Below are 11,429 nucleotides of genomic sequence, written 5' to 3'. Positions count from 1 at the left end.
TGCGGGTCAGATGGTCGGCGATCACCGCGAAGGGGCGGTGGCCCATCAGCGCTTCGTCGCGATCCTGCCCGCCCGAGCCGGTGATCATCACCGCGGCGGGGAAGGGTCCCTCTCCCTCGGGGATCGTTAGCGTCCCGGCAAGATGGACGCCGGGCCATTGCGGGTTGTCGAAGCTCACTTCCTCCGCCGCATAAGGGAACGGTTCCTGTGGGTTCTGCGGCCGCTTGGGCGGTTCGCGTTCGCCGAAATCGCCGCGCGTCAGCGAGACGGTCGCGACATTGTCGTTGAGCGTGGTGGCAAAGGTGCCGGTCAACTCGCTGCGGTCCGCGCTGAGCGTGCCCGCGAAATTGGATATGCCGTTCATCAGCGAGAAGGTGACCGCGTCGCCCTCGACCGCGAGGTCGCGCACCGGCGCGCCCATCATCAGCTGGTCGGGTGAGGCATAGATCACCACGGTCCCCCGCTCGCCTGTCCTGATACCGAGTATCTGGCGCAGTTTCGCGCCGTTGAGTTCGGCGGTGCCTTCCCAGCGCCCGTCCATGCCTTCGACCACGGCGAAAGGCGGCGGCAGGCCCTTCTCGAAGGCGAGCGGCATCTGCATGCCCTGGTTGAAGGTGCCCGCCCAATGCTGTTCGGCCTCGATCCAGTCGCCTTCGAAGGTGGCGCCGATGCGGTCGATCTTCCACGACAGGTGGCCGTCCTCGACGCTGATTGCATCGATATCGGCCATGGTGCCGGGCGCCTGGTAGGCATTCTCGACCTGCCCCTTGAGCGCGCCGTTCTCGTCCTTCGTCACATAGAGCACCAGCGTGATCTCGCCCTGCGGCGAGGCGATGGTTCCATGCCATTCGCCCAGCGCGTCCTCCGCTGTCTGCGCCAGCACCGGGCTGTCGCAGGCGGCCGCGAGCAAGGCCGCGCCGGCGATCAGGAGAGTCTTGGTATGTAACATCTCTTGGTTCCTTCCTCGGCGGATCTCCCCGACATCAGTCGGATGCGACCGGAATTTCCTGCCCTGCTATTCTGCGGCTTGTGCCTCGCTCAGCCCATCCGAGAAGATCGCCTCGATCGGCTGGCCGAAGACCCGCGCGATGCGGAAGGCCAGCGGCAGCGAGGGATCGTGCTTGCCGACCTCGATCGCGTTCACCGTCTGGCGCGACACATCGAGCAGCTCGGCCAGCTCGGCCTGCGAGATGCGCCGTTCGGCGCGCAGGACGCGGAGCCGGTTGTTCATTCTTCGTCTCCGGGAGTGTCACGGGTCGCCCTCAAGGCGGCCAGCGTAATGCGCAGGATGTAGGCGAAACTCATCGCCACGAAGAAGACCAGCGTGACCCAAACACTGGGCGTCAGCACCGCCATGAAGGTCAGACCGCAGATTATCCCGGCACCGCATCCGGCAGCGAGCGCCTCGAGCTGGACCTGGCGCATCAGCTCGTCCGCCTCGCGCAGCATCCGCCAGAAGGCACGGGCAAACAGCCAGCCGCATAGAAGCGAGGCTCCTCCGAGCAACCAGATCGCCCATTCGGGTGCACCGGCAAGCGAAGCTGCCCGGATCGGGATCAGGCTTCCGACCCACAGGAAGGCGAACAGCGTGGTGCGCCATTCATTGGCCTTGTCCCGCGGGCGCAAGCCGCTCCACGGGAGCCCATGCCAGCTCCAGATGTTGAGGCGCTCCATGCTCATACGCGCCTCAATCGTGCGCGGATCATTCCGGCGGAGAAGCCGAGGAACAACACGGCCATCACCAGGTCCGCCTTGACCTTGGGCAGCCAGATATGTTCGGGCAGCTGGATCGCGCCCCAGAATATCGTTGCCAGGGCTGCGCCAGTTACCACTCCCTCGGTCAGCATTTCGCGCTGCATCTCGTCGCTTTCGCGATAGAGGAGCATGAAAGCGCGGAAGGCCATGGCCCCGGGAATCAGCGGGATCAGGGAAAACGCGATCGCGAAAATGCTGTCGCTATCCCATCCGCTCATACCGAATACCGGGCGGAGCCCAATGAATGAGGCCATGAACAGAAAAACCCATAGGGCAAAGCCACGCGAATTGCGGGCCTGGCGGCGCTCGCCGCTCGTGGCCCCCTCACCGGCACGGGCAGGGAAAGCACGCATGTCAAGTACCTCCGTCTTTATGTCAAATTATCTTGACGAATCGCGATGTATGAATGTTCAGACATAATGTCAAGATAACTTGTCTTTCAGGAATCGCGCGAAAACTCCCGGCTTGCAAGTGACGCGGATTTTCTGGAGGGGATGGCAAGGTTTGAACTGGGAGAGCAAAGGTGAACCTCGAAATTCTCAAAGGCCGCGTGGTGGTTGTGACCGGGGCAAGTTCCGGGATCGGAGAGGCTTGCGCGCTGGGTTATGCCAGGGCGGGCGCGAAGGTCGTGCTCGCGGCGAGGCGCAAGGAGCGGCTCGAAGGGCTGGTTGCGACAATCGGGGCCAATGGCGGCGAAGCGCTCGCGGTCGCGACCGACGTCACGAGCGAGGAAGCGGTTGCCAACCTGTTCAAGCAGGCCGTCGAAAAATTCGGTACGGTGGACGTGCTGATCAACAATGCCGGGATCGCCGACAGCACCGCGGTCGACGAACTGCCCAAGGAGTTGTGGGACCGGGTGATCGCGACGAACCTGACCTCGGCCTTCCTTTGCGCGCGCGAGGCGTTCCGGATCATGAAGACCAAAGGACACGGGCGGATCATCAATATCGGATCGATCTCGGCGCGGGTCCCGCGCGCCAACTCGCCGGCCTACACCGCCAGCAAATACGGCCTCGACGGGCTGACCCATGCACTCGCGGTCGACGGGCGCGAATTCAACATCGCGGTCTCGATGTTCAATCCCGGAATCGTCGCGACCGAGATTGCGCCGGGGGCGGTCAAGCTCGACAAGGATTTCGCGGCAAGCCCTGAGGATATTGCCGATGCGATCATTCACATGACTGCGATCCCCGATCATCTCAATTTCTACGAGGCGATGATCGTCCAGAACAAGCTGCCCTTCCTCGGGCGCGGTTGAGGCGATGGGCGGGCCGCCGAACTTCGGCTGCTACAATATCGCCGATCTGCGCGAGCGGGCGCAGAGGCGCCTGCCGCTCGGCGTCTGGGAATATGTCGAGCGCGGAGTCGAGGACGAACTGGGCCTGGCGCGCAACCGGGCTGCGCTCGATGCGGTCACCTTCAGGCCTCGCGTATTGCGCAACGTCGAGACGATCGACAACTCGGCCGTGCTGCTGGGCTGCCCCTCCTCCGCCCCGTTCGCCGTCGCCCCGACCGGGGCGGCGGGCCTACTCTGGCATCACGGCGACCTGGCGCTGGCGAAGGCCGCCGCGCGGGCCGGGGTGCCCTTCACCGTCTCTTCCGCAAGCACAATGGACATAGAACAGATCGCGCGGGCGGGCGGGACGATCTGGTTCCAGCTCTATATGTGGGCCGACCGCTCGCTCTCGCTCGACGTGGTCGATCGCGCGGCCACGCTTGGTTGCCAGGCGCTGTTCGTGACGCTCGACCTGCCGGTGCCGCCCAACCGCGAATATCTCCAGCGTAACGGTTTCGGCACGCCGTTCCGGCTCAATCCGAAAAATGCGCTCGACATCCTGTTCCATCCGCGCTGGCTGCTGGGCGTGATGGGGCGCTATGCATTGGGCGGTGGCATCCCCTCGCAGGCCAACCTGCCCGACCGGTTGCGCAACAGGGTGACGCAGAGCGCCAGCCCCGGCGCGTTGTTCAAGCAGGACAATCTCGACTGGGACGAGGTCGCTAAGCTGCGCGAGCGCTGGCAGGGCAAGCTCGTGCTCAAGGGCATCCTGCGGGCCGACGACGCGATCCGGGCCGCCGCGATCGGCGCGGATGCGATCGTCGTCTCCAACCATGGCGGGCGCGGGTTCGACGGGTCGATGGCGCCGGTCGATGCCTTGCCGGATATCGTTGCGGCTGCCGGCGACCAGATCGAAGTTCTGCTTGACAGCGGCGTCCGCCGGGGCAGCGACGTGGTCAAGGCGCTGGCATTGGGCGCGAAGGGCTGCCTGGTCGGCCGGCCCGCGCTTTACGGCCTGGCCTGTGGCGGTGAGGACGGTGTCTATCGCGCGCTCGACCTCCTGAAGTCAGAGATATCGCGCAGCATGGCATTGCTCGGCGCGCGCAATCTCGGCGAAGTGGATGGCGACTTGCTCGCCTAGCGTGTTACGCGGGCGTGATGGCGAATAGCGGCGAGACTTCCTGGCAGTTCTGGGCCGATCGCGGCGGGACCTTTACCGACGTGGTCGCGCTGGGGCCCGACGGCGCGATGCATCGTGCCAAGCTGCTGTCCGAAGACCCCGAACGCTATGACGATGCCGTGATCGAGGCGATGCGCCGCCTCAGCGGAACCCGCGACGGGCCATTGCCCCCGGCCGAATTGCGCCTGGGAACCACGGTTGCGACCAATGCCCTGCTCGAACGCAAGGGCGAGCCTGTGCTGCTCGCCATCACCAGGGGGTTCGGCGACGCGCTGGTGATCGGGACGCAGGAGCGGCCCGACATCTTTGCCCTCAGGATCGAGCGCGATCCGCCGCTCTTTGCCGATGTGATCGAGATCGATGAACGCGTCATGGCATCGGGCGAGATCGATCTGCCGCTCGACGAGGCCGTGGCCCGCAGGCAGCTCCAGTCGGCCTTCGACAGGGGGCTGCGGGCGATTGCGATCGTCCTGATGCATGGCTGGAAATTCACCGGCCACGAGGCGCAGTTGGCCGCAATCGCGCGCGAGATCGGCTTCACCCAGGTTTCGGTGAGCCACGAGGTCGCCCCGCTGATCAAGCTGATCGCACGCGGGGAAACCAGCGTGGTCGATGCCTATCTCTCTCCGGTGCTCGGCCGCTATGTCGCCAGCCTTCAGCACGGTCTCGGTCCGGCGGTCGAGGCGCTCTACATGCAATCGAATGGCGGATTGGCTGCCGGAGACGCGTTCAGGGGTAAGGACGCGATCCTGTCGGGCCCTGCCGGGGGGATCGTCGGCATGGCCGCGACCGCGCGGGAGGCCGGCTTCGAGCATGTGATCGGCTTCGACATGGGCGGGACCTCGACCGACGTCTCGCATTATGCGGGCCATTACGAGCGCGAAAGCGAGACCCGGGTTGCCGGCACCCGGATCCGCGCGCCGATGATGCGGATCCACACGGTGGCGGCTGGTGGCGGCTCGATCTGCAGTTTCGACGGGATAAGCTTCAAGGTCGGGCCCGAAAGCGCGGGCGCGGTGCCGGGGCCGGCCTGCTACCGGCGCGGCGGGCCGCTGGCGGTGACCGACTGCAACGTGATGCTCGGCAAGCTCCAGCCAGACCATTTTCCCCGCGTCTTCGGCCGCAATGGTGACGAGGCGCTCGATGCGGAGATTGTTCGCAGCAAATTCAAGGCCGTGGCCGCGGAGGTCGGACAGGCGACGGGCGTGTCCCGGACTCCCGAGGGGGTCGCCGAAGGCTTCATCACCGTCGCGGTCGCCAACATGGCCAATGCGATCAAGCAGGTCTCGCTCCAGCGCGGTCACGATGTCACACGTGCGACGCTGGTCAGTTTCGGCGGGGCCGCGGGCCAGCATGCCTGCCTCGTCGCCGACGCGCTGGGGATCGAACGGATCATGTGCCATCCGCTCGCCAGCGTGCTTTCGGCATATGGGATGGGCCTCGCCGACCGCAGGGTGGTGCGCGAGGCGAGCCTGCTCCTGCCGCTCGACGAGGCAAGCTACGCGGAAATCGAAACGCGGATCGCGGCCACCGGCAAGGAAGCGGAGGCCGAACTCGCATCCCAATGCGGCAATCAGGCGATCAGGCTCGCTGCTTCGCTGTTCGTCCGTCCCGAAGGCAGCGAAAGCGCGATCGAGCTGCCGTTCGAGCCGCTCGGCGGGATGCGCCGCGCCTTTGCCGAGGCGTGGCGTGTGCGTTTCGGCTTTGCCGCGCCTGATCGGCTGGTGGCCGAGAGCCTGCGCGTCGAAGCCATAGCCGTTGGAGACAGGGTCCGTCCGCCGATCACTCTGCCGAGGGAATCGAGCGCGGCAGACCGGCATGTCGAGCTGTTCTCGGGGGGGCAAAGGCACCGGACTCCCTTGTTCCGGCGCGGCGGACTTGCCGAAGGATTTACCTGCGACGGGCCGGCATTGGTGGTCGACGAGGTCTCGACCATCGTCATCGAACCCGGCTGGCAAGGGCGGGTCGACTGCCTGGGCAACCTGATCCTGTCGCGCGTGGCGGAACGGGAAACACAAGCGTTTGGAACCAGGCTCGATCCGGTGAGGCTCGAAGTGATGGGCGCCTTGTTCATGGCCATTGCCGAGGAGATGGGCGTCGCGCTCCAGAATTCGGCGAGCTCGGTCAATATCCGCGAGCGGCTCGATTTCTCCTGCGCGATTTTCGACCGTACCGGCAACCTCATCGCCAATGCTCCGCATATGCCGGTGCATCTCGGCTCGATGGGCGAAAGCGTCCGCACGATCATCCGCCGCCGCACCGGCGACGGTCGCGGAATCTGTCCCGGCGACGCCTATGCGCTCAACGCGCCCTATGACGGCGGCACGCACCTGCCGGATATCACTGTGATCTTGCCGGTCTTTGCCGCTGAAGCGGATAGTGCTCCGGCCTGGTTCGTGGCCGCGCGCGGGCACCATGCCGATATCGGCGGGATTGCCCCGGGATCGATGCCGCCCGACAGCATCTCGGTCGAACAGGAGGGAATTCTGCTCGACAATGTCCTGCTGGTCGACCGCGGTGAATTCTGCGAACGGCAATTGCGCGACCTTCTTTCTTCAGGACCATTCCCCTCGCGCAATCCGCAGCAGAATATCGAGGATCTTAAGGCGCAGATTGCATCCTGCGCCAGGGGCGCGGCGGAACTGCGCCGGATTGCCGGCGAGCAGACCCGCGCAGCGGTCGACGCCTATATGGGCCATGTCCAGGACCAGGCCGAGGCGGCAGTCAGGGATCTCATCGGCCGCCTGTCCGATGGCTCTTTCGCTGCCCCGATGGACAATGGCGCCGAGGTAAGAGTGGCGGTCACAATTGATCGCGCGGCGGGCGAGGCGGTGATCGATTTCACGGGGTCTTCCGCGCAGCTGGCCGACAATTTCAACGCGCCGCTCCCGGTGGTGCGCGCGGCGGTGCTCTATGTCGTGCGGACCCTGATCGACCAGGCCGTGCCGATGAACGAGGGCTGCCTGCGCCCGATCAGGCTGATCGTACCCGATGGCTCGATGCTCAAGCCGCGGCACCCGGCGGCGGTCGTCGCCGGGAATGTCGAGACCAGCCAGGTGATCACCGATGCCCTGTTCGCCGCGCTGGGCGCGATGGCCGCCTCGCAAGGGACGATGAACAATTTCACTTTCGGCAACGAGAGCTACCAATATTACGAGACGATCGCCGGAGGCTCGGGTGCCGGGCCGAATTTCGATGGCTGCGATGCGATCCAGACGCATATGACCAACAGCCGCCTGACCGATCCGGAAGTGCTCGAGAGCAAGTTTCCGGTACTGCTGGAAGAATTCTCGATTCGCCGCGGCTCCGGCGGCCGGGGCCGGCACGCCGGAGGCGATGGGGCGATCAGGCGGGTGCGCTTTCTCGAGGCAATGAGCGCAGGCATCCTCTCGGGCCGGCGGATCAATGCCCCGTTCGGCCTTGGCGGAGGTGAGGCCGGGCAAGCGGGCGTCAATCGGGTCTTGCGCGCGGACGGTTCGGTCGAGCAATTGGGACCATCGGCCAGCGTGGAGATGCAACCGGGCGACCGCTTCGAAATCGCCACGCCCGGCGGCGGAGGCTTTGGCGAAGATCAGGATTGACGGCTATCGCACGCCTGTGAGTGTGGCGACGGGACAACAGTCTGTGAGTGTCATCCAGTCGTAACCGTTGCGTAGCTGCTAAGTCACAACCGGCCTCTAGCGCTCCGGCATCCACAGGACCGGAGGACACCCATGAACGCCACTCGCCTTTTCGTCTCCAGCGCCGCCCTAGCGGTCGCCGCCAACATCTCCACGCCCGCCCTGGCCGGCGAAGTCGCCGGTTTCGTGTTCGACGCTACCGATACGGTCGCCCTGCAATCGGCGCAGGTCCGGGTGGTCGAACTCGATCGCGTGGCGACCACAGGGCGCGATGGCGGCTACCTGCTTGCCGGACTTCCCGCCGGGACCTACACGATCGAGGCGCGCTATATCGGTGCCCAGACAGTGCGCCGCACGGTCGAAGTGCCTGCAACCGGTACGGTGACTTTGAACATCGCCCTCGGCGAAGCCGGCGAGATCCTGGTGGTTGGCCAGGCCGCGACCCAGGCCAGTTCGCTCTCGCTCAAGCGCGAAAGCGATACGGTGGGCGATGCGATCACGCGCGACGCGATCGGCCAGTTTCCCGACCAGAACGTCGCCGAATCGCTTCGCCGCCTGCCGGGTGTCAATGTCCTCAACGACCAGGGCGAGGGCCGCTTCGTTTCGGTCCGGGGCCTCGATCCCGAGCTCAACGCGACCTCGATCAACGGTGTCCGGCTTCCCGCCCCCGAAAGCGATGTCCGTTCGGTGGCGCTCGACGTGATCTCGTCCGACATCATCGAATCGATCGAGGTCAAGAAGTCACTCACGCCGGACATGGATGCCGACACGATCGGCGCGTCGATCGAGATCAACACCACCAGCGCCTTCTCGCTCCGTCGGGACCAGGTTACCGCCGAGATCGAAGGCAGCTATAACGACTATTCGGGCGAAGTGACGCCCAAGGGGAGCGTCGATTTCGCCGCGCGACTGGGCGAGGGCGTGGGCGTTTCGGGCGGTATCAGCTATTACAAGCGCGAATTCGAAACCGACAATATCGAGGCCGATGGCTGGGAAGACGATGGCAGCGGCATCTTCGCACAGGAAGTCCAGTACCGCGATTACGACGTCCATCGCGAACGCATCAGCGCTTCGCTCGGATTCGACTTCAAGGTCGGCGATACGACCGAGCTCTTTTTGCGCGGCCTCTATAGCGAATTCAACGACCAGGAATATCGCCGCCGTCTGACTTTCGATCTCGGTGATTTCGATGATGCAAGCTCGATCAACGGCATGGCTGCGACATTCAGTGCCGCGGATGAGCGCGTGCAAGTCGAACGCGACATCAAGGACCGTTACGAAAGCCAGAAGATCCGCTCGCTCACGTTTGGCGGCGAGACCCGGAGCAATGGCTGGCTAGCCGAATATTCGGCCAGTTGGGCAAAAAGCTCCGAACTCGAAGATGGCTCTGTCGATCCGGCCGAATTCCGTCGCCGCTTCGATCCGGACGACAACGAAGATGTCGTCGTCAGCTTCGATTATTCCGACATGCGCCTGCCGATGTATTCGGTTTCGGGTGCCAATGCAGGCTTGTTCTTCGATCCGTCGGAATACGAGCTCAACGATATCGAGTTCACCGAACTTTCGGATTCGCAGGACGAGGAATATGCCGCCAAGTTCGACCTTGGCCGCGAATTCTATACCGACAGCGGCACTTTCACCGTTCAGGGCGGCTTCAAGGGCCGCTGGCGTGACAAGAGCTACAACTTCAATGTCAGCTTCTGGGAGCATGACGATCTCACGCTCGCCGACGTGCTCGGGGCGCAGACCTATCGCATCGCCGAGATCGAGCCCTTGCCGAATTATAGCGGTTCAACCGACTTCTTTCTGGCCAATATGAACGATTTCGAATTCCAGCCCGTGGACTCGGCCTTCGATTCCGCAACTTCCGACTATACGGTCGAGGAAGACGTCATGGCCGGCTATTTGCTCGGCCGGTGGGACAGTGCGACCCTGCGGGTGATCGGCGGCGTGCGCTACGAGCACACCTCGAACTTCATGTCGGGCAACGATGTGCTGCTGGTCGAGGAAGACGGCACCCTGCCGGGCGGCGGAACGGCGACCGACGATACGGTGATCGTTTCGGGTATCACCTATGAGCGGGACTACGAGCATTGGTTGCCGAGCCTCAACCTGCGCTGGGAAGCCCAGGACGACCTGGTGGTCCGCCTTGCGGGCTATCGCAGCCTGGTGCGGCCGAAGCTCTCCAGGCTCGCCCCGCGCTTCTTTGTCGAGCAGAACGACGAGGACGAGCGCGAAGGCGAATTCGGCAATCCCGACCTGCTGCCCTACGAGGCCTGGAACTTCGACGCCTCGCTCGAATATTACCTGTCGGGCAACGGCGCGATCAGCGGGGCGGTGTTCTACAAGGACGTGAAGAACTTCATCGTCGACACGGTTGTCGAGGATGGCACCTATCGCGGCATTGCGTTTGACGAGGCCGTCATCCCGATCAACGGCGATAGCGGCGAAATCTTCGGCTTCGAACTGGGCTATTCCCAGGCCTTCACTTCGCTTCCCGAGCCGTTCGACGGGCTGCTGTTCCAGGCCAATTACACCTATACCGATGCAACCGGCCTGATCCCGACCGACGGCGACCCGACCGACCTGCGTGAGATCACGCTGCCGTCATCCGCGCAGAACACGTTCAACGCCGTGCTGGGATACGACAAGGGGCCAATCGACCTGCGTCTTTCGGGCACCTACCGGGATTCCTATCTCGACGAGGCCGGCGACGAGGCGGAGGAAGACCGCATTGTCGACAATCACTTCCAGCTCGACCTGTCAGCGAAGTTTCGGGTGACCCAGAACGTCCAGCTCTTCTACGAGTGGATCAACATCAACAATGCCAAATACTTCGCCTACAACACGTTCGGCGGCCGCCGGAACCTCTTGCAATACGAGGAATACAACTGGACCATGAAGTTCGGCGCCCGGGTGAACTTCTGATGCGAAAGGCGAATGCGCTTCTGGCGCTGGCAACGGCGCTAGCGGCGTGCAACCAGTCGTCCGAAAGCGAGACGGCGGCGGGTCCGTGGCCCGCCGTCTCCGTAACGGCGGCGGGCGAGACCGAACCGGTCGGCACCGGCAATGGCGAGGATGCCGCCGACGATCCGGCGATCTGGCGCAATCCCGAAAGTCCGGTAGCGAGCCTGATCGTCGGGACCGACAAGAAGGCCGGGTTGCACGTCTACACGCTCGACGGGGTGAGCCGGTTCTTCGATCCGGGCGGCCATCTCAACAATGTCGACCTGGTCGATCTTGGCGAGCAAGGCGTGATCGTGGTCGCAAGCGACCGCAACGACCTCGAAGCGGCGCAGCTGCGCATCTACCGCCTCGACACCGACACGCCGGCGCTCGAACTGCTTGGCAGCGTTCCGGGCGGCGCGGGCGAGGCCTACGGCATTTGCCTGCTCGTCGCCGAAGACGGGCTGCATGCCTTCTCGGTGCTCAAGGAGGGCGTGATCGAGGACGTCCGCATCACCCTGGGCGCAACCGTGAGCGGTGCCGTGGTTCGCACGCTCAAGGTTCCGAGCCAGCCCGAAGGCTGCGTCGCCGACACCCGCAATGGCGATCTCTATATCGGGGAGGAAGTCGGCGGCATCTGGAGGTTTGCCGC

9 protein-coding genes are annotated in these 11,429 nt (G+C 64.4%); 5 read left to right on the top strand and 4 right to left on the bottom strand.

The genetic code is table 11. The features are described from left to right. The 4 genes from AC16XC_RS08530 to AC16XC_RS08515 form a co-directional block, all read right to left on the bottom strand. Positions 1-949, bottom strand: a 949-nt coding sequence (locus tag AC16XC_RS08530) for a hypothetical protein (protein WP_484034225.1), incomplete at its 3' end; no start/stop codon positions are given. Between the two features lie 66 nt (positions 950-1,015). Then, positions 1,016-1,231, bottom strand: a complete 216-nt coding sequence (locus AC16XC_RS08525; RefSeq protein ID WP_484034224.1) for a helix-turn-helix transcriptional regulator — start codon at positions 1,229-1,231, stop codon at positions 1,016-1,018. Then, positions 1,228-1,680 carry a hypothetical protein gene (locus AC16XC_RS08520; protein ID WP_484034223.1) on the bottom strand — a complete coding sequence of 151 codons (453 nt, stop codon included), beginning with the start codon at positions 1,678-1,680 and terminating at the stop codon, positions 1,228-1,230. Before AC16XC_RS08520 ends, AC16XC_RS08525 begins: the two co-directional genes overlap by 4 nt. After that, positions 1,677-1,973, bottom strand: coding sequence for a hypothetical protein (locus AC16XC_RS08515; protein ID WP_484034222.1), 297 nt, complete (start codon positions 1,971-1,973; stop codon positions 1,677-1,679). Before AC16XC_RS08515 ends, AC16XC_RS08520 begins: the two co-directional genes overlap by 4 nt. Positions 1,974-2,278: 305 nt before the next feature. Here AC16XC_RS08515 and AC16XC_RS08510 point away from each other — a divergent pair, with 305 nt between their 5' ends. The 5 genes from AC16XC_RS08510 to AC16XC_RS08490 form a co-directional block, all read left to right on the top strand. Beyond that, positions 2,279-3,013: an SDR family oxidoreductase gene (locus AC16XC_RS08510; protein ID WP_484034221.1), complete on the top strand. Its 735-nt coding sequence runs from the start codon at positions 2,279-2,281 to the stop codon at positions 3,011-3,013. Between the two features lie 4 nt (positions 3,014-3,017). Further along, complete coding sequence (locus tag AC16XC_RS08505; protein WP_484034220.1) at positions 3,018-4,172, top strand: alpha-hydroxy acid oxidase; 1,155 nt, start codon at positions 3,018-3,020, stop codon at positions 4,170-4,172. Between the two features lie 17 nt (positions 4,173-4,189). Next, a complete protein-coding gene (locus tag AC16XC_RS08500; RefSeq protein ID WP_484034219.1) occupies positions 4,190-7,792 on the top strand; it encodes a hydantoinase B/oxoprolinase family protein in 3,603 nt (1,200 codons plus the stop codon). A 132-nt stretch (positions 7,793-7,924) separates the two neighbouring features. After that, a complete protein-coding gene (locus tag AC16XC_RS08495; protein ID WP_484034218.1) occupies positions 7,925-10,759 on the top strand; it encodes a TonB-dependent receptor in 2,835 nt (944 codons plus the stop codon). Then, a partial coding sequence (locus AC16XC_RS08490; protein ID WP_484034217.1) for a phytase occupies positions 10,759-11,429 on the top strand: 671 nt, incomplete at its 3' end. The genes AC16XC_RS08495 and AC16XC_RS08490, both read left to right, overlap by 1 nt.

This window comes from Candidatus Andeanibacterium sp. (assembly GCF_057143545.1).
Note: the sequence above shows the minus strand (reverse complement) of the source record. Positions and strands in the feature narration are given on the sequence as shown.